The 19701-nt window shown below is 60.8% G+C and carries 11 protein-coding genes; 2 read left to right on the plus strand and 9 right to left on the minus strand.

Features of this window, described 5'->3' with window-relative positions; translation table 11 throughout:
- Positions 1-183 precede the first annotated feature (183 nt).
- From yegQ to C1N60_RS07410, 7 genes are all read right to left on the minus strand, one after another.
- On the minus strand, positions 184-1554 hold the full coding sequence (yegQ, locus tag C1N60_RS07380; RefSeq protein WP_211727171.1) for a prephenate-dependent tRNA uridine(34) hydroxylase TrhP: 1371 nt from the start codon (positions 1552-1554) through the stop codon (positions 184-186).
- Between the two features lie 139 nt (positions 1555-1693).
- Positions 1694-2401 carry an envelope stress response regulator BaeR gene (baeR, locus tag C1N60_RS07385; protein WP_031280058.1) on the minus strand — a complete coding sequence of 236 codons (708 nt, stop codon included), beginning with the start codon at positions 2399-2401 and terminating at the stop codon, positions 1694-1696.
- A 9-nt stretch (positions 2402-2410) separates the two neighbouring features.
- The gene (gene baeS / locus C1N60_RS07390; protein ID WP_058757282.1) at positions 2411-3796 is read right to left on the minus strand and encodes an envelope stress sensor histidine kinase BaeS; all 1386 of its coding nucleotides are present in this window, start codon (positions 3794-3796) and stop codon (positions 2411-2413) included.
- Complete coding sequence (gene mdtD, locus C1N60_RS07395) at positions 3793-5199, minus strand: multidrug transporter subunit MdtD (RefSeq protein WP_031280060.1); 1407 nt, start codon at positions 5197-5199, stop codon at positions 3793-3795. Before mdtD ends, baeS begins: the two co-directional genes overlap by 4 nt.
- A gap of 98 nt (positions 5200-5297) precedes the next feature.
- Entirely contained in the window at positions 5298-8372 is a 3075-nt protein-coding gene (mdtC, locus tag C1N60_RS07400; protein WP_394521588.1) for a multidrug efflux RND transporter permease subunit MdtC, read from the minus strand.
- Positions 8369-11491: an MdtB/MuxB family multidrug efflux RND transporter permease subunit gene (locus C1N60_RS07405; RefSeq protein WP_394521589.1), complete on the minus strand. Its 3123-nt coding sequence runs from the start codon at positions 11489-11491 to the stop codon at positions 8369-8371. Before C1N60_RS07405 ends, mdtC begins: the two co-directional genes overlap by 4 nt.
- Positions 11491-12720, minus strand: a complete 1230-nt coding sequence (locus tag C1N60_RS07410; RefSeq protein ID WP_058780348.1) for an MdtA/MuxA family multidrug efflux RND transporter periplasmic adaptor subunit — start codon at positions 12718-12720, stop codon at positions 11491-11493. Before C1N60_RS07410 ends, C1N60_RS07405 begins: the two co-directional genes overlap by 1 nt.
- A 240-nt stretch (positions 12721-12960) precedes the next feature.
- Between C1N60_RS07410 and C1N60_RS07415 the strand changes: the two genes are divergently transcribed.
- Positions 12961-13923, plus strand: coding sequence for an aldo/keto reductase (locus tag C1N60_RS07415; protein WP_021509316.1), 963 nt, complete (start codon positions 12961-12963; stop codon positions 13921-13923).
- Between the two features lie 221 nt (positions 13924-14144).
- Entirely contained in the window at positions 14145-15479 is a 1335-nt protein-coding gene (locus C1N60_RS07420) for a carbohydrate porin (RefSeq protein WP_338670964.1), read from the plus strand.
- Between the two features lie 115 nt (positions 15480-15594).
- On the opposite strand, the gene yegD is transcribed toward C1N60_RS07420, so the two are convergent.
- Positions 15595-16947: a molecular chaperone gene (gene yegD / locus C1N60_RS07425; protein ID WP_021509318.1), complete on the minus strand. Its 1353-nt coding sequence runs from the start codon at positions 16945-16947 to the stop codon at positions 15595-15597.
- Between the two features lie 75 nt (positions 16948-17022).
- Entirely contained in the window at positions 17023-19587 is a 2565-nt protein-coding gene (locus tag C1N60_RS07430; protein ID WP_394521590.1) for a diguanylate cyclase, read from the minus strand.
- Positions 19588-19701 lie beyond the last annotated feature (114 nt).

The raw sequence follows: 19701 nt of genomic DNA on the forward strand, positions 1-19701 counted from the left end.
CTGCGGCGGGAACTTTATCGGCGAACGATGAAAAAAGAAAACCCGCACGGGGGAGCCGGGCGGGTGAATGAGGTGGTTCCTGGTACTACCTGCTGTTTGTTGTTACTCGTTAGCAGCAGGCGCGATTCTAAAGCGCGGCGAAGCGGCGGTCTGTGATCCTGTTCTAACTTCGCCGTTTTCTTTTCATTTAGTGCGATTTTTACCGTGCGGATCGTAAGTGCTGTTACCGTCGGTAAAATTGCGCAGCAGCAGCGCATAGGCCAGATCGACCCCCTCCGGCACGCTGATCCAGACGCGATGACCATCTCCCGGAGCGACCTCAACCGCGGCACCCTTCTCATTCTGCATCGCCTGCAGCGTGCAGTTGAGATTGCCGTCCGGCGTCATGATCTCTACGCTATCGCCCAGCATGAACTTGTTCTTCACCGCCACCTGCGCCCACGTACCGCGCCGCTCACCAGTGAATTCACCGACAAACTGCTGACGCTCCGAAATGGAAAAACCCTGCTCGTAGTTTTGATAGCTGTCATGGGTGTGGCGACGCAAAAAACCTTCGGTATAGCCGCGGTGCGCCAGCCCTTCCAGCGTCTCCAGCAGTGCCGGATCGAAAGGTTTGCCGGCGGCCGCATCGTCGATTGCGCGGCGGTACACCTGCGCGGTGCGCGCACAGTAGTAGAACGATTTGGTGCGGCCCTCAATTTTCAGCGAATGCACGCCCATCTGGCTCAGGCGTTCGACGTGCGCCACCGCGCGCAGATCTTTCGAGTTCATGATGTAGGTGCCGTGCTCATCTTCGAACGCGCTCATCACCTCGCCTGGCTTCATCTTCTCTTCCAGCAGGAATACCCGGTCGGTAGGCTGACCGACGCCGAGCGTCGCGGGCTGCACCGCAACCGGCTGATGAAAGCCAACAATGTTGCCGACCTCATCCTGCTGGCCTTCGGCCACGTTATATTCCCAGCGGCAGGCGTTGGTACAGGTGCCCTGATTGGGATCGCGCTTATTCAGATAGCCAGAGAGCAGGCAGCGGCCGGAGTAGGCCATGCACAGCGCGCCGTGGACAAAGATTTCAATCTCCATCTCCGGCACCTGCTGGCGAATTTCGGCGATCTCCTCCAGCGACAGCTCGCGCGACAGAATCACGCGCGTCAGCCCCATCTGCTGCCAGAACTTCACCGTGGCCCAGTTCACCGCGTTAGCCTGCACCGACAGGTGAATCGGCATCTGCGGGAAGGCTTCGCGCACCAGCATGATCAGGCCGGGATCGGACATGATCAGCGCATCCGGCTGCATCTCGATGACCGGCGTAAGATCGCGGATAAAGGTTTTCAGCTTGGCGTTGTGCGGGGCAATGTTCACCACAACGTAAAACTTCTTGCCGAGCGCGTGCGCCTCGCTGATGCCTTTGGCGAGGTTTTCATGGGTGAATTCGTTATTGCGCACGCGCAGGCTGTAGCGCGGCTGGCCGGCATACACCGCGTCGGCGCCGTAGGCAAAGGCGTAACGCATATTTTTCAGCGTGCCTGCCGGCGAAAGCAGTTCGGGTTTAAGCATGGGGCGTTCTCACTGATGTCAGGTCAGCATGCCATCACGAATGGCACGTGCAGCGGCCGCGTCAGGCGGCCCTGCAAAAGGTGGGGAATTGTAGGCAGGGCGACTCCCGATGTAAATTGACCTGGATCAATCTAAGCGGTTACAGCAGGCGGCCAACATCCGCTTCCCAGCGATATCCCATGCCGTACACGGCGCGAATAAACGGCTGTTCGGCATCAAGGTTCTCCAGCTTGCGCCGCAGGTTCTTGATGTGGCTGTCAATGGTGCGATCGGTGACCACGCGATAGTCGTCATACAGATGGTTCAGCAGTTGCTCGCGCGAAAACACTTTGCCCGGCTCCAGCGCCAGGGTTTTCAGCAGGCGGAACTCGGCGGGCGTCAGCTCCAGCGGCTGTTCGCGCCAGCTGGCCTGAAAACGCCCTTCGTCGATCAGCAGATGCGAGGCCAGCTGCGCCTCTTCTGGCGAACGTTTCACCCGGCGCAGAATGGTTTTCACCCGCGCCACTACTTCACGCGGGCTGAAGGGTTTGCAGATATAGTCGTCAGCGCCAATCTCCAGCCCGAGCAGGCGATCAATCTCTTCCGTGCGTGCGGTCACCATGATAATCGGCAGCTCAGAGAAGCGGCGGATTTCCCGACACAGCGTCAGGCCGTCACGGCCCGGCAGCATCAAATCCAGCAGCATCAGGTCTGGCGGCGTTTGTTGCACATAACTCAGTACCGCGTTGCCATCGGCGAGGTGGTGCGTGCGGTAGTTTGACGCCTGCAGGTAATCAATCATCAGCTGCGCCAGTTTGGGTTCGTCTTCCACAACAAGAATCAGGGGATCGCTATTTTCCGTGCTCATAAAGGGTGTCTAGTGAGGAACATACGGCAAGTTTAGCGTGATTTTCAGCCCACCTAAATCAGAGTCGGCCGCATTAATGCTGCCGTCATGCGCCTCAACAATATTCTTGCAGATCGCCAGACCGAGCCCGGAGCCGCCGCTGGCGCGATTGCGTGAGCTTTCGGCGCGGAAGAAGCGCTCAAACAGCTGCGCCTGCTGCTGACGCTCGACGCCCGGTGCGCTGTCGGCAAACTGCAGCTGCCACTGCTCGCCGCTGAGCTGCATACTGAGCTGCACCGTGCCGCCGGCATCGGTGTAGCGCAGGCTGTTTTCCAGCAGGTTAGTAAACAGCTGCATCAGCCGGTCCGGATCGCCAAAGCTGCTGGCCTGCGCCGGCAACATCAGGCTGAGCGTCAACCCCCGGCTGCGATAGCGTTCGCCAAAACTGCCCGCCACCACCTCCAGCAGACTGACCAGATCCACCGGCTGTTTGCGGTAGGCGAGGGCGCCCGCGTCGGAGAGCGACAGCTGGTGCAGGTCTTCCACCAGTTGTGTCAGCAGCGCGACTTCACTCTGCAGCGAACTGATGGCGTCGGGCGTCAGCTTGCGCACGCCATCCTGCATCGCCTCCAGTTCACCGCGCAAAATCGCCAGCGGCGTACGCAGCTCATGGGAAATATCGGCCATAAAGGCGCGCCGGTTGCTCTCATTTTTCTCCAGCGAGCGCGCCAGCTGGTTGAAGTCGCGCGCCAGCTGACCAATTTCGTCGCTGCTGCCGACCTCCACCCGGGTGGTAAATTTGCCCGCCGCCAGCTGATGGGTGCCGTCCACCAGCCGTTTCACCGGCGCCAGCAGGCCGCGCGCCAGCAGCCAGGTGACCAGCGCGGCCAGCAGCGTGGTGAGGCCGACAATCAGCCAGCTGGTCTGACGCTGCTGATGGTCAAAGTTGATGTCGGTGCTGCGCGTCAGCCGCTCGGCGGGCGAGGCAATCACCCAGCCAACAATCTTGCCGTTGCTGGTGGTGATATTGCGGCGTGAGCCTTCCGGCGGCACCGGCGAGCGCGGGCCGGACAGTATTTTGTACTGCTGATCGATAATCCAGAACTGGGTGCGCCAGCCGTGCGGCGGCAGCTGCGTGCCGCTGCCAGGATTCTGTTCCAGCGAGCGCAGAATGGTGAAAATCAGCCGATCGTTGTTACGCAAAAAATCCCAGCTACCGTGCTGTTCGTATTGATCGGCCAGCGCATCGCTCAGCAGCGTCAGGCGCTGCTCGTTGCCCTTTTTGATGTAATCGACAAAGCCATGCTCAAAGCTGAGGCGCACGCCCCAGTGCATGGTGATGATCACCAGCATGCAGGTGGAAAAAATCGCCATAAACAGTTTGGCGCTGATGCCGAGTTTTACCGGCTGCTTCATCCTTTTCTCCTGCCTCTCAGGTCCACGTTTTTACTCACATCGGCGGGTACGCGCCAGAACACCAGCGCCGGCAGCGCAATCACCAGCGCCATGCACAAATAGGTGTACATGAAGGTTTGATGGGTCGCGGCGCTGTCGCTCACCGCGCCATGGCCGAAAGCGCCGAGCAGCAAACCGGCCACGGTGACGCCGATACTCATCGACAGCTGCATGATCATCGACAGCAGGCTGTTACCGCTCGAGGCCAGTTCGTCTGGCAGCTCTTTCAGCGTCAGGGTATTCATGGATGAGAAGCGGATGGCATTGACCATGCCCTGCAACAGCAGCACCACGGGCAGCAGCCAGATCCAGCCGAGCAGCGCCACCACGGGAAACAGCAGCACCACCAGCGCCAGCGCCAGCGTGCCGCCCACCAGCGCGTTACGATAGCCAAACAGATTTACGATGCGCACCACCACGCGTTTGATGCCCATGTTGCCCAGCACCATCGGGATCATCATCAGCCCGGCGTGGAACGGGCTAAAGCCGAGGCCCACCTGCAGAAAAATCGGCGTCATAAACGGCAGCATGCCGCTGCCGATGCGGCCGGTGAAGCTGCCGAGCAGGCCGATGGCGTATATGCGGTTGTCAAACAGCTTCAGGCTAAACAGCGCGTTATCGTTGTTGCGACCGTGCATCAGGTAGAACAACAGGGAAAACACCCCCAGCAGAATCAGCAGGCACAGCAGCAGCGGTGAGCCGCCGGCGCTGCGCTGGCCGTCGAGCGCCAGCGTCAGCGTAGCCATGCCGACCGCCAGCAGCACAAAACCGAGGAAGTCAAAGCGTCGCGTCTGCATGGTGTAGTTCGGCATCAGCAGCAGCGTAGCAATGGCACCGATGATGCCGACCGGAATGTTAATCAGGAAGATCCAGTGCCAGCTGGCATACTCCACCAGAATGCCGCCCAGCGCCGGGCCGAGCAGCGGGCCAATCTGGCCGGGCAGGGTGACAAAGGTCATGGCCGACATGTACTGCTCACGCGGCACGATCTTCATCACCGTCAGCCGGCCGACCGGCACCATCATCGCGCCGCCGATGCCCTGGACCACGCGCGCCATCACCAGCTGGTCAAGTGACGTGGCGAAGGCACACAGCAGCGAACCGAGGCTAAACAGCACGATGGCGCAGAAGAAGATGTTGCGCACGCCAAAGCGGTCCGCCAGCCAGCCGCTGAGCGGCAGCGTGACCGCCACGGTGAGCACGTAGGAGACAATCACCGAGTGCATATGCAGCGGGCTGACGTTGAGATCGTGGGCCATCGCCGGAATCGCGGTGTTCACAATGGTGGTATCCAGCGTCTGCATAAAAAAGCCGAAGGCCACAATCCACAGTTGCCAGCGGACAGTGGCGGTTTGTGCGTTCATGGTCATCCCGTGTTAACAGTTTCATCAACCGCAGGTCGCGTAGCGGCGCGATTTATCGCGCGTTGAATTGCGCCGCTACGCTTAGTGCAGGTATGGCGTTATGGCTCCGTTATCAACCGCGGCTGCTTTTTCCGTCGGCGCAGTTTATCCATCATCAGATACACCACCGGTGTGGTGTACAGCGTCAGCAGCTGGCTCATCACCAGCCCACCGGCAATGGTGATGCCCAGCGGCTGGCGCAGCTCCGCGCCGTCCCCGCTGGTCAGCACCAGCGGCAGCGCACCAAACAGCGCCGCCAGCGTGGTCATCAGAATCGGGCGGAAACGCAGCTGGCACGCCTGGAAAATGGCGTCGCGCGCCGACAGGTTGCCGTTGCGCTCCGCCTCCAGCGCGAAATCCACCATCATGATGGCGTTCTTTTTCACGATACCGATCAGCAGCAGGATGCCGATCAGCGCAATCAGGCTGAACGGCGTATTAAACAGCTGCAGCGCCAGCAGCGCGCCGACGCCCGCCGAGGGCAGGGTAGAGAGAATCGTCAGGGGATGCACGTAGCTCTCATACAGAATGCCGAGCACGATATACACCGCAGCAATCGCCGCCAGCATCAGCCACAACTGGTTCGACTGCGAATCCTGAAATACCTGCGCGGTGCCGGCAAAGCTGCCGCGCACGCTGGACGGCACGCCAATCGCAGTGATGGTGCGGTCAATGGCCTCCGATGCCTGCGACAGCGAGACCCCTTCCGGCAGGTTAAACGAGATGGTCGAGGCCGCCGACAGCCCCTGATGGTTGACCGAAAGCGGCGCGTTGGCCGGCTGCCATTTGGCAAACCAGCTGAGCGGAATCGCTTTGCCGTCGCTGTTGATCACGAACATCTGATCCAGCGCGCTGACATCCTGGGTATAGCGCGGATCCACCTCCATCACCACTTTGTACTGATTCAGTGGCTGGTAGATGGTGGAGATTTGCCGCTGGCCGAAGGCGTTATTCAGCAGCGCATTGGCCGCCGACACGTCGATGCCGAGGCGCGCCATACTTTCGCGATCGTAAGTCAGCGCCATTTCGCTGCCGTTGTCCTGCTGATCCGAGTTCACATCGGCCAGCTCTGGTAGCGCGGCAAACGCCTGGCGGATTTTCGGCTCCCACTCACGTAAATCGGCGAGGTTATCCGACAGCAGGCTGTACTGATAGCTGGCGTTCGATTCACGTCCGCCGACGCGAATATCCTGTACCGCATTGAGGTACAGGTTGGCACCCGGTTCTTTCGCCAGCTTCACGCGCAGGCGGGCGATCACTTCCTGCGCGCTTTCGCTGCGTTCTGACAGCGGCTTGAGTGACACAAACATCGAGCCGCTGTTGGTGCGCGAGCCGCCGGTGAAGCCGGTGACGTTATCGACCGCCGGGTCAGCCTTGATGATGTTCATGAAATCCTGCAGCTTGCCGCGCATCGCCTGAAACGAAATGCTCTGATCGGCGGAGATAAAGCCGTTGAGACGGCCGGTATCCTGCTCGGGCATAAAGGTTTTCGGGATGGCGATAAACAGCCAGATGGTCAGCCCGACGGTGCCGAGCAGCAGCAACAGCACCCAGATCGCGTGGTTCAGCACCCAGCCCAGCGAGCGCGCATAGCCCTGCTGCACCGCCAGCAGCACGCGGCCAAATCCGCGCGTGCGCGGCTGGCTGCGCTTCGTCTGCGGTTTCAGCAGATACGCGCACATCATCGGCGTCAGGGTGATGGAGATAAACAGCGAGATGAGAATCGCCACCGACAGCGTGATGGCAAACTCCGAGAAGAAGCGGCCAATAATACCGCCAATCATCAGCAGCGGCAGGAACACCGCAATCAGCGACAGGCTCATCGACAGCACGGTAAAGCCCACCTCGCGCACCCCGGTGAGTGCCGCCTGCAGTGGCTTCATGCCGGCTTCGACGTGACGCGCGATGTTCTCCAGCACCACGATGGCGTCATCCACTACAAAGCCGGTGGCGATGGTCAGCGCCATCAGCGACAGGTTATTCAGGCTGAAACCGCACAGGTACATGGCGGCGAAGGTACCAATCAGCGATACCGGTACCGCCGCCGCCGGAATTAGCGTGGCGCGGCCGTCGCGCAGGAAGAAAAACACCACCAGAATTACCAGCGCCACGGCGATCACCAGGGACTGCTCCACTTCGTGCAGCGAGGCGCGGATAGTGGGCGAGCGGTCCTGGGCGATTTGCAGGTCGATAGCCGCCGGGATCACCTCATGCAGCTCCGGCATTTCCGCCCGGATGCGGTCGACGGTATCGATAATGTTGGCGTCCGGCGACTTGCGCACCACCAGCAGCACCGCTGGTTTACCGTTGGTCATCCCGGCGTTGCGCACGTCCTGTACCGAATCCTGCACGTTCGCCACATCGCTCAGCCGCACCGCCGCGCCGTTGTTGTAGTGCACCACCAGCGGCTGGTAGACGCTGGCGGTTTGCAGCTCATCGTTGGTCCGCACCTGCCAGCGCTGCTGGGTATCGTCGATGGCGCCCTGCGGACGGCGCTGGTTGGCGTTGCTGATGGCGGTGCGCACCGCATCCAGCGACACGCCCTGATTAAACAGCGCCTGCGGATTGAGGTCGACGCGCACCGCCGGCAGCGAACTGCCGCCCACCGTGACATCGCCAACGCCATCAATCTGCGACAGCTTCTGTGCCAGTTGCGTCGACGCGTAATCATACAGCTGACCGGGATTATAAATGTCCGAGGTCATGGTGAGGATCATGATCGGCGCATCAGACGGGTTGGCTTTGCGGTAGGTTGGACGATTGGGCATGCCGGTCGGTAGCAGGCTCTGGGCGGCATTGATCGCCGCCTGCACGTCGCGCGCCGCGCCGTTGATGTCGCGGTCGAAATCAAACACCAGGATGATGCGCGTGCTGCCCAGCGAGCTGGTGGAAGTCATTTCACTGACGCCGGCAATGCGCCCCAGCGAGCGCTCCAGCGGCGTGGCGACCGAGGCCGCCATGGTTTCCGGCGACGCGCCGGGCAGCGAGGCCGAGATCAGAATCACCGGGAAATCCAGCTGCGGCAGCGGCGCCACCGGCAGCAGACGGAAGCCGAGAATGCCCGCCAGCGCAATCGCCAGCGTCAGCAGCGTGGTGGCAACCGGCCGATGGATAAACAGGGCGAAAAACTTCACGACTGCGCCTCCGTGCCTTTCAGACGCCGGCGCGTGGCATGGGCAAGGCGATCAAACAGCAGATAGATCACCGGAGTGGTAAACAGCGTCAGCACCTGGCTCAATACCAGGCCACCGACCATGGCGATGCCGAGCGGACGACGCAGCTCTGCGCCGACGCCGGTGCTGAGCATCAGCGGCAGCGCGCCAAGCAGCGCCGCCAGCGTGGTCATCAGAATCGGCCGGAAGCGCAGCAGACAGGCCTGATAGATCGCCTCACGCGGCGCCATGCCCTGTTCACGCTCGGCGGCCAGCGCGAAGTCGATCATCATGATGGCGTTCTTCTTCACGATACCGATCAGCAAAATGATGCCGATGATGGCGATGATATCCAGCTCGTTGCCGCTCAGCATCAGAGCCAGCAGTGCGCCAACGCCGGCGGTGGGCAGCGTCGACAGAATGGTAATCGGATGGATGAAGCTCTCATACAGCACGCCGAGCACGATATACATCGCCACTACCGCCGCGACGATCAGCCAGATGGTGCTGGTCAGCGCCGCTTCAAACGCCAGCGTGCTGCCCTGGAACTGCGTCATCATCTCTGCCGGCATGCCGACCTGATCTTCCGCCGTGGTGATCGCCTGCAGCGCATCGCCGAGCGAGTAGCCGTGCGCTACGTCAAACGAGAAGGTGGCCGACGGGAACTGGTCGAGATGATTAATGCTCAGCGCAGCGTGGCGCTCTTCGACTTGCGCGATGGCGCTGAGCGGCACGCTGCCGCCGTCGCTGCTGTTCAGGCGAATCGCGTCGAGGCTGGCGAGACCGGGGGTTTGCGTGTTGTCCTGCTCCAGCACCACGCGATACTGATTGGCCTGGGTGTAAATCGTTGAGATCAGGCGCTGGCCAAAGGCGTTGTACAGCGCGTTATCAATGTCCGCCATGCTGATGCCGAGCCGGCTGGCGCTGTCGCGATCGACGCGCACAAAGGCTTCCAGCCCCTGATCCTGCCAGTCGCTGCTGACATTGCGCAGCTGTGGCAAGGTATCGAGCTGTGCCAGCAGTTTCGGCACCCAGCTGCCCAGCGACTCCAGCGAACCTGACTGCAGGGTAAACTGGTACGGCGTGCGGCTCGCCTGGGTATCAATGGTCAGGTCCTGTACCGGCTGCAGCCACAGCGACACGCCGGGCAGGCGATCAATCGCCTGCTGCAGCCGCTGCTGCACTGCCGGAATACGATCATCACGCTGGTCCAGCGGTTTCAGGTTGATTTGCAGCCGCGCGCTGTTAAGCGCCGCGTTGGTGCCATCCACGCCGACGAACGAGGTCAGGCTCTGCACCGCCGGATCTTTCATAATGATCGACGCCACGTCGCGGGTGCGCTGCGCCATACTGGCGTAAGAGACCGACTGCGGCGCCTGCAGCGTGCCCTGAATGATGCCGTTGTCCTGCTGCGGGAAGAAGCCCTTCGGAATCACCACCCACAGCAGCACCGTCAGCAGCAGCGTGCCAAGCGCCACCGACAGCGTCAGCCACGGATGGCGCAGCACGCGCGTCAGCCAGCGGCCATAGCCGGCAATCACCTTATCGAACATCGCCTCGCTGGCGCGGGAGAAGCGGTTCTGCCTGCGCAGCGATTCGGCGCTTAGCATGCGCGCGCACATCATCGGCGTCAGCGTCAGCGAGACCACTGCCGAGATCAGAATCGCCACCGCCAGCGTCACGGCGAACTCGCGGAACAAGCGGCCAATCACATCGCCCATGAACAGCAGCGGAATCAGCACCGCGATCAGCGAGAAGGTGAGGGAGATAATGGTGAAGCCAATCTCACCGGCACCTTTCAGCGCGGCGGTCATCGGCTTTTCGCCTTTTTCGATGTAGCGCGAGATGTTCTCGATTACCACGATAGCGTCATCGACCACAAAGCCGGTGGCGATGGTCAGCGCCATCAGCGTCAGGTTATTGATCGAAAAGCCGAGGAAATACATGGCGGCAAAGGTGCCGACCAGCGACAGCGGCACCGCGACTGCCGGAATAATGGTGGCCGGGACGTTGCGCAGAAACAGATAGATGATCATCACCACCAGCCCGATGGCCAGCATCAGCTCATGCTGGGTATCCGCTACTGAGGCGCGAATGTTGGTAGTGCGATCGGTGAGCAGTTTGACGTCAACCGACTTCGGCAGCGTGGCGGTCAGCGACGGCAGCAGCGCGCGGATGCTGTCAGCGGTAGCGATAATATTGGCGCCCGGCTGGCGCTGCACGTTCAGCACAATCGCCGGCTGACGGTTGGCCCAGGCGCCCAGCCAGCTGTTTTCTGCGCCCTGTTCAACCGTGGCGACGTCGCCCAGCCGCACCGGCGCGCCGTTGCTGTAGCTGACGATCAGCTTGCGGTAATCCTCCGCGGAGGTCATCTGGTCATTGGCCGACAGCGTGATGGAGCGCGTTGGGCCATCAAGACTGCCTTTCGCCGAGTTGACGTTGGCGTTGCTGATGGCGGTACGCACCGTCTCGCTGGTGAGGCCGAGGGCCGCCAGCGCCTGTGCGTTCATCTTCACCCGCACCGCCGGACGCTGGCCGCCGGAGAGCGTGACCAGACCGACGCCGGAGACCTGGGAAATCTTCTGCGCCACCCGCGTCTCCACCATATCCTGCACCTGCGTCAGCGGCATACTGGTGGTGGTAACGGCCAGCGTCATGATTGGCGGATCGGCCGGATTGACTTTGCTGTACACCGGCGGATTAGGCAGATCGCCAGGCAGCAGGTTAGTGGCAGAGTTGATCGCCGCCTGCACTTCCTGTTCGGCAACGTCGAGCGCCAGCGTCAGCTGGAACTGCAGCGTAATCACCGAGGCACCGCCGGAGCTTTGCGACGCCATTTGCTTCAGGCCGGACATCTGCCCGAACTGGCGCTCGAGCGGCGCGGTAATCGACGAGGTCACCACATCCGGGCTGGCGCCGGGATAGAGCGTGACGACCTGGATGGTCGGGTAATCGACTTCCGGCAGCGCGGAAACTGGCAGGAAGCGATAGCCCAGCACGCCGGCCAGCAAAATCGCGATCATCAGCAGCGTGGTGGCCACCGGGCGCAGAATAAACTGGCGTGACGGGCCGCCGCTGGCGTCGGGAGGCATCACCTGCATTATTGACGTTCTCCGCGAGCCGGTTGCGCCGCGCGCGTGCTGTGCGTGGCGGTACTCTGTGCGGCGACAATCTCCACCGTGGCGCCTTCGGTCAGGCGGTCGAGACCGTCGGTGACCACGCGCTGACCGGCCTGCAGCCCGGCATCAATCACCACTTTCTGGCTATCCTGCAGCCCGGCGGTGACGCGTTTCTTGCTCACTTTGTTATCGCTGTTCACCACCCAGACAAAGTGGCCGTCGTTGCTCATCTGCAGCGCGGCAGTTGGGATCACCACCGCGTTTTGCAGCGTATCCACCTTCAGCCGGGCATTAACAAACTGATTGGGAAACAGGGCGTCGTCCTGATTGCTGAAGCGCGCCTTGAGTTTAATGGTGCCGGTGGTGACATCGATCTGGTTATCAATGCTCAGCAGCGCACCCGTGGTCAGCAGGGTTTTATTGCTGCGATCCCAGGCTTCAACCGGCAGCGGCTGACCGCTTTTCTGGGCTTTCAGGATCTGGCTGATGTTGTTCTCGGCAACGCTGAACACCACGTCAATCGGGTGCGTCTGGGTGATCACCACCAGACCATTGGTATCGCCGGCGGTAATGTAGTTGCCGACATCCACCTGCTTCAGCCCGACGCGTCCGGCAATCGGCGCGGTGATGCGGCTGTAGGTCAGATTGAGCTGCGCGCTGGCCACATTGCCTTCGTCGGCTTTGATGGTGCCGAGGGTTTCACTGACCAGCGAGCGCTGGGTATCCAGCTCCTGCTGCGACACCAGCGAGGTTTTTGCCAGCTTTTCATAACGGCTGAGGTCGCGGCGCGCGTTAGCCAGCGTCGCCTGATCTTTGGCCAGCTGGCCCTGCGCCTGGGTGAGCGCTACCTGCCATGGGCGGGGATCGATTTCTGCCAGCAGCGCGCCGGCCTCCACCTGCTGACCTTCCGTGAAGTGCAGCGCCATCAGCTGGCCGTCGACCCGGCTGCGCACCGTAACGGTGTTGGCCGCGGTGACGGTGCCGAGTCCGCTGAGGTAATAGGGCACGCTTTCGGTGGTCGCCGTTGCGGCCTGCACCGGTGCCAGCGGACGGCGTCCGCCGCTATTGTTGCCACCGCGTCCGTGATGCGGCTGGCCATCAGCCTGGGTAGCCTGTGCAGGCTCGGCCGGATGCTGCCACCAGTAGTAAGCGCCCGCCAGCGCAGCCAGCACCACCACGCTAATCAGGCCTGTTTTTAATCGTTTATTCATTGCTCTGTGTGCTCTCCGGCGGTTTCGTTTTCCCCACATGCGCGCGCAAACGAACCGCGGCGCAAACGAAATGATTGTAGTCGCCCGGGTCGGGCAAAAATTGAAGGAATTAAGAATATCGCCCCGGGCACGCTAAGTATTCATATTCAGTAAATATTTTGGCAGCAATACGCATAAGCGTGACTTTTTCCTTTGCTAAGCTGAATGACAGACCAGTCTCGTTTCACTAAGGAGGATCACATGCGTCAACACAAAACCCGTCAGCTGGGCGACAGCGGTATCAGCGTGCCGCTGCTGACGTTTGGCGGCAACGTTTTTGGCTGGACGGTCGATGAAAAAACCTCGTTTTCACTGCTCGACGCGCTGGTGGAAAAGGGGCTGTTCTTCATTGATACCGCAGACGTCTACTCTCGCTGGGCGCCGGGCAACGCCGGCGGTGAATCGGAAACCATCATCGGTAAGTGGCTGAAAAAAAGCGGTAAGCGCGACAGTATCGTGCTCGCCACCAAGGTAGGCATGGAGCTGACGCCGGAGAAAACCGGGCTGAAACCGGCCTATATCCGCCAGGCCGTGGAAGATTCGCTGCGCCGCCTGCAGACGGATGTCATCGATCTCTACCAGGCGCACCGTGATGACGACAGCACGCCGCTGGTGGAGACGCTGAAAGCCTTCGACTCGCTGATCAAAGAGGGCAAAGTGCGGGCAATCGGTGCGTCCAACTACAGCGCGCAGCGCCTGCAGGAAGCGCTGGACATCAGTAAGCAGGAGGGACTGGCGCGCTATGAAACCCTGCAGCCGGAGTACAACCTGTACGATCGCCAGGAGTATGAAAGCGGACTGGAGCAGGTGGCGGTGAAAAACGGTCTCGGCGTGATTAACTACTACTCGCTGGCCAGCGGTTTCCTGAGCGGGAAATACAAGAAGCCGGAAGACGCCAGTAAAAGCGCGCGCGGCCAGGGCATTGTAGAAAAATACCTCAACGATCGCGGTAAGCGCATCATTGAAGCGCTGGAAGATGTCGCGGCCTCGCACGACGCCTCTGCTACTCAGGTGGCGCTGGCGTGGCAGATTGCGCGACCGAGCATCACGGCACCGATTGTCAGTGCCACCTCGCTGCAGCAGCTGGATGAGCTGGTGAAAGCCACCGAGCTGGAGCTCAGCAAGCAGGAGATTGAAGAGCTGGCCAGCGCCAGCAAGCCGTAACGCGAAGCGGGACGCTGCGGCGTCCCGTCACGTAATAATTTTTTCGCCACGCAAAAAATGCCTTTTTCCTCCAGAACATATCCATTCATCGATCGCTGTCACAATTGCGTTAAGTCACTGTCACCTTTGCACTCACTGCGCACAGATTTGCAAAAATTGACATAACCTCAGCATTATTCTCTGCCCGTTCCTCTCCGGAAATTCACAGAAGAATAATCATCATGAACAGAAAAAAAGCAGTGCAGCATATGCCTCGCCTGGCAGCGGGCACCCTGATGTTTGCCATGTTGAGTGCGTCGGCGTTGGCAGCCGATGCGTTCAGCTACGATTCCCCCTATATGTTTGGCGACTGGGGCGGTAACCGAACGCAGCTGGAAAACGACGGCGTGAAGTTCGACGTTAACTACACCATGGAGAGTGCCTCGAACCTGGGCGGCGGTGCCGATACCAACACCTCGATGCGCTACAGCGATCAGTGGGCGTTTGGCCTGAATCTTGACCTGCAAAAACTGCTCGACTGGCAGGATGCGCAGTTCCAGATGACCATTACCGACCGTAACGGTCGCAATATCTCCGATCAGGTGGCAGACCGCCGTACCGGCATGCTGTCATCGGTGCAGGAAGTGTACGGACGTGGCCAGACCTGGCGTCTGACGCAGTTCTGGCTCAGCAAAGGGCTGTTTGATAACACCGTCAACCTGAAAGCCGGTCGCGTCACCGTCGGGGAAGATTTCGACAACTTCGACAGCAAGTTCCAGAACCTCGCATTCGGCAGCGGCCAGGCGGGTAACTGGCGCGGCGACCGCTGGTTTAACTGGCCGGTTTCCCAGTGGGGCGGCCGCGTGAAGGTTAACTTTACGCCGGAAGTGTTCTTCCAGGTGGGCTTCTACAACCAGAACAGTGCCAACTACGATCGCGGTGACGGTTTCCGTCTGGATACCAGCAACTCCGAAGGCAACCTGGTGCCGGTGGAACTGGGCTGGAAACCGACCTTCGGCCCGGCCAACCTGCCGGGTAACTACCGCATTGGTTACTACTACTCGTCGGCCAACGGCGATAACTACGGCAGCTGGCGCGATGGCGCTTATCAGAGCAAGGACCACGCCTACGGCGGCTACGTGCTGTTACAGCAGCAGCTGACCGCACAGGGCGGCGATGCCAGCCGTGGCCTCGGCGTGACGGTGCAGGCAGTGATGAACGATCACAAAACCTCGAAAACCGACAACTATCAGTCGATCAGCTTTACCTGGAAAGGGCCGTTTGATGCGCGTCCGCAGGATGAGATTGGCGTCGGCGCGGCGCGTATTCACGTCAACAGCGCGTATACCCGTTCGCTGCGTCAGCAGAATGATGCCAACGGCGAAACTGATTTCGACAGCCCAACCTATCTGCCGATTCAGGATGGTTCCGAGTACAACTACGAGGTTTATTACAATGCGCAGCTGACCAAATGGCTGCAGCTGCGTCCAAACCTGCAATACGTGGTGGCACCGGGTGCGGTGAGCGAAGTGAAAGATGCGTTTGTGGGTGGGATCAGTGCGAACGTGAATTTCTAATCTGGCAGAATGTGTGACTTTTCCCTCTCCCTTTGGGAGAGGGCAGGGTGAGGGGAAAATCGCACAGAGCTGTCTGGCCCTCACCCTAACCCTCTCCCGCAAGCGGGAGAGGGAATTATCTGAACATCACTTCGGCCCAGCGCGCCAGGCCGGCGGTGACCGAGCCGAAATCATCGCCGCTGGCGATGGGTGTATCGGGCAGCGCCTGCTGCAGCGCGGCGCGCAGGATCGGCGAACGGGCGCTGCCGCCGGTGAGGTAAATCACCTCCGGACGGGTGTCACAACTGGCCAGCGCCAGCTGCACCTGCTCAAGAATGCGCGCCAGCGGCTGATTGATCGCCTCTTCCAGCTGCGCGGCGCTGATCTCCGCCTGCAGCGTTTGCGCAATAAACGCCAGCGAGGCCGCAGTCTCGCGCTGATCGGAGAGCGCAATCTTGCTCTCTTCCGCCGCGCGCACCAGCCGGTAGCTCAGCTTCTGCTGCCATACTTTCAGCAGATGCGCGACTTTATCGCCCTGTTCGGCATCACGCACCAGATCGCGCAGCAGCTTGCCGCTGGCGGCCGAGTAGAAGTCGCTTTGTGCCGGCACATCGTTAATCGCCACCGCGTTCCACCACGGCAGGGCGGGCAGGGCAGTGCCCTTCAGCGTGTTACCGCCCAGACCCAGCAGCGGCATCAGCGTTTTGAACGCCAGCATGATATCGAGGTCGTTACCGCCGACGCGGCAGCCGCTGTGGCCAAGCAGGCTGGCACGGCGATCGGACTGATTACGCCACTGCGGACCCATCAGCAGCATGGAGCAGTCGGTGGTTCCGCCACCGATATCCACCACCAGCACGCGTGTCTCCTGCTGCAGCGTGGCTTCAAACTCCAGACCGGCGGCAACCGGCTCGAACTGAAACTCGACGTCGCGGAACCCGGCACGCTGTGCGGCACGCAGCAGAATGCCCTGCGCCTGCTGGTTGGCATCTTCACCGCCCAGCCCCTGGAAGTTGATTGGCCGGCCAATCACGGCCTGATCAATCGGTTGGTCGAGCTGGGTTTCACCCTGCTGGCGAATGTGCAGCATCATGGCGCACACCAAATCTTCAAAGAAGGCGATCTGCTGGGGTTTCAGGCCGCTGGCGCCGAGGAACGACTTCGGCGATTTGACGAACCACACCTCTTCCGGATCAACCATATAGTGCTGCAGCGCGGTCAGACCAAACTGTACGCTGGCAGGCGTTACCTCGATATCCTCTTCGCGGTTATAACGCAGCGCGCGCTGCAGCAGCGCGGTGCTTTCGCTGTCTGGCGTGGGGACCTGATGGTGGCGGTGCAGCCATTCACTGATGGCTTCGCGCGTGGGCGCGCAAATCATGGAGGGAAGCAGGCGCTGACCGTTTTCCAGTGTCAGTAACCGCGGTGTGCCGCTATCCGTTACCGCGATGGAACAGTTAGCCGTGCCGTAGTCGAATCCGATAAACATTGTATCCCCCATGCCAGAAAAAAGGGGGCGACTTTAGCGCAGCCAACGCGGGCTGGCAATGGGCAGCGCCGCAGTTTATCCCTGAACTTCCTGGTAAACCTGATACTGGCCGCGCCCGGCGTGTTTGGCGCTGTAACAGGCGACATCGGCCTGCGACATCACCACATTGCTGATGCAGTTATGCTGATCGATTTGCGTGATACCGGCGCTGGCGCCGACGTGATACGGCCGGTCCTGCCAGATAAAGGTAAAGTCATGCACCGCGCTGACGATGCCCTGCACCACCTCGCGCACCTGGTCAACATTGCTGTAGGGCAGCAGCAGGCCAAATTCGTCACCGCCGAGGCGCGCCAGCACATCGCTATTGCGCAGGTGCTGCTGCATGAGATCGGCCAGTGCGCGCAGCAACGCATCGCCAGCGGCATGGCCGGCGGTATCGTTGACCGCTTTAAACTTATCCAGATCGATAAACACCAGCACGTGCTCGCTGTGATGCGCGGCGGCGTCATTCACCAGTCGCTTCAGCTGCTGTTCAAAGCTGTGACGGTTCGGCAGGCGCGTCAGCATATCGTGGGAGGCGCTGTAGCTCAGGCGTTTCATCATGCGGCGCGACTCGCTGACGTCATGAATGACCATTACGGCACCAATGTCGCTGCCGGTCAGGGTTTTCAGCGGCGTGATGCTGTAGTGAATCTCGACCTGGGCACCATCCGGGGTATGCAACACCAGCTCTTCTTCGAGGTCCGGTGTGGTTTTGCTGGCGGGCAGGCTGCACAGCAACAGATTCTCCACGCGCGGCCCCTGCGCACCACGCGTAATCGTTAGCAGTTCGCTCAGCGCCACGCCAGCCGCTTTCGCCTGCGGCCAGCCGCTCAGCGTCTCGGCCACCGGATTCATGAAGGTCACCCGCATCTCATCGTCAGTACAAATCACCGCTTCACCGATCGAGTCGAGGGTGATCGCCATGCGTTCCTTCTCCTGGAACAGCGCTTCATTCAGCGTACGTAGCGAGGTGATGTCCTGGCAAATGCCCAGCATGCGTTCGATCTGCCCGTCCTTACTGATGATGCTATTGGCCTCGGAGCGCACGTAGCGCACGCCCTGCGGCAGATTGATGCGGTACTCCAGCTGAAAGGCGCTGCGGCGTTCAATCGCCTGCTGAATGGTGAGCGCGGCCGCTTCACGTTCCTGAACATCGACCAGATGCAGCCACAGGTCGTAGCTCGGCACCCGGTGCGGCTCCAGCGCAAATAACTCGTACATGCGCTTGTCCCATAACATCTCGCCGTTTAGCAGGTTCCACTCCCACACGCCGATGCCGCCCGCTTCGTTGGCCAGCGTGATGCGCTCCATCAGCCGCTGGTTGACCTGCTCGCTCTGCTTCAGCTCGGAGATATCCACAATCTGCGCGATAAAGTAGAGCGGTTGCAGCCGCGCATCACGCACCATTGAGACCGTGAGGCGCGCCCAGACGATCTCGCCATCTTTGCGGAAATAGCGCTTCTCCAGGGTATAGGTCAGGATCTCACCGGCGATCAGCCGCTCCAGCTGCTGCAGGTCGCTGTTGAGATCGTCCGGATGGGTGATCTGCTGGAAGGTGAGTTTTTTCAGCTCTTCCGCCGCGAAGCCCAGCGTGCGGCACAGCGACTGGTTGACCTGCTGCCAGCCGCCTTCCGGTGATACCAGCGCCATGCCGATGGCGGAATACTCCATGGCGTTGCGGAAGCGGGTTTCGCTTTCGCTGATGTGGTGCTTTTCACGCTGGAAAGCATCCATCACCAGCGACATCACGTGGCTCGGCAGCAGCACCAGCAGAAACGGCAGCCAGGTGCTGACCTGGCCGAGCAGCAGATCGTTGCGCGCCAGGTTGACCCAGTCGAGCGCCAGCAGCAGCGAGATAAAGCTGGCGTTGAGGAAAAACAGCAGAAAGGCTTCGAATTTGGGCAGGCGCACCGCGCACCAGAACAGAATCACCACGATGAAGGTAAACGGCCACGGCAGGAAACGCAGCGCCAGATAGCTGGCCAGCAGCGTGACGATTAGCGTGAGCAGCGTCTCCAGCTGACGTTCCGGCGTGATCAGCTGGCGCAGCGGTTTATCAGGCCACAGCAGCAGCACCGGACCGAAGGCCAGCACGCCAATCACTTCAGAGATCACCCAGGTGGAGAAAAACGGCAGCGAGGCGTGGCCGTCGACGTGCAGCATCCATAGCGCCACCACGCCGCCCAGCAGCGGCGCGATCAGGCCCGCAGCCAGCGCAAAGCGTATCCAGTCGGCCAGTGAGTTGAGCGGGGCTTTGCGGTCGAGCAGCGCGCGCAGCATCAGCCCGCCGAGGATGGCCTGCACCATATTAAGGATGGCGAATTTGACATTGCTCAGGGCCGGGCCGATCACCAGCAGATTGGCCAGCGCCGTGCCGAGCACGCAGCTGGCCAGCAGCAGCGGTACCTGTCGCGAGGGCGCGCGGAACACCACGACGGTCATTAACGCGGTGGAGTACCAGAGCGGGGAAATGCGGCCGCTGACGACAATCAGTTCCAGACAGAACAGCGTCAGTAAAAATGCCAGCGCGCAAAGCAGCAGGGCGCTGAGCCACTTTTTTTGCGGATTATCCTGCGAGGTTACTATCTCAAGAGTCATGCACGAATCCAGCAGCGCGCATTGATTACTCGAAGAAAAATGCGCCAGTCAATCTCTTAATCCATGCTAGCACATCTGTCAGATATCTTTGTGCGGAAATGTTTTTTTGCGGCC

Source organism: Pantoea sp. SGAir0184 (genome assembly GCF_043544755.1).

Bases quoted from the DNA above. Each gene is read 5' to 3' on its own strand.
- C1N60_RS07410 (WP_058780348.1), bottom strand. From the start codon at position 12,720: ATGAATAAACGATTAAAAACAGGCCTGATTAGCGTGGTGGTGCTGGCT.
- C1N60_RS07405 (WP_394521589.1), bottom strand. From the start codon at position 11,491: ATGCAGGTGATGCCTCCCGACGCCAGCGGCGGCCCGTCACGCCAGTTT.
- C1N60_RS07430 (WP_394521590.1), bottom strand. From the start codon at position 19,587: ATGACTCTTGAGATAGTAACCTCGCAGGATAATCCGCAAAAAAAGTGG.
- baeS (WP_058757282.1), bottom strand. From the start codon at position 3,796: ATGAAGCAGCCGGTAAAACTCGGCATCAGCGCCAAACTGTTTATGGCG.
- yegD (WP_021509318.1), bottom strand. From the start codon at position 16,947: ATGTTTATCGGATTCGACTACGGCACGGCTAACTGTTCCATCGCGGTA.
- C1N60_RS07415 (WP_021509316.1), top strand. From the start codon at position 12,961: ATGCGTCAACACAAAACCCGTCAGCTGGGCGACAGCGGTATCAGCGTG.
- yegQ (WP_211727171.1), bottom strand. From the start codon at position 1,554: ATGCTTAAACCCGAACTGCTTTCGCCGGCAGGCACGCTGAAAAATATG.
- C1N60_RS07420 (WP_338670964.1), top strand. From the start codon at position 14,145: ATGAACAGAAAAAAAGCAGTGCAGCATATGCCTCGCCTGGCAGCGGGC.
- mdtD (WP_031280060.1), bottom strand. From the start codon at position 5,199: ATGAACGCACAAACCGCCACTGTCCGCTGGCAACTGTGGATTGTGGCC.
- baeR (WP_031280058.1), bottom strand. From the start codon at position 2,401: ATGAGCACGGAAAATAGCGATCCCCTGATTCTTGTTGTGGAAGACGAA.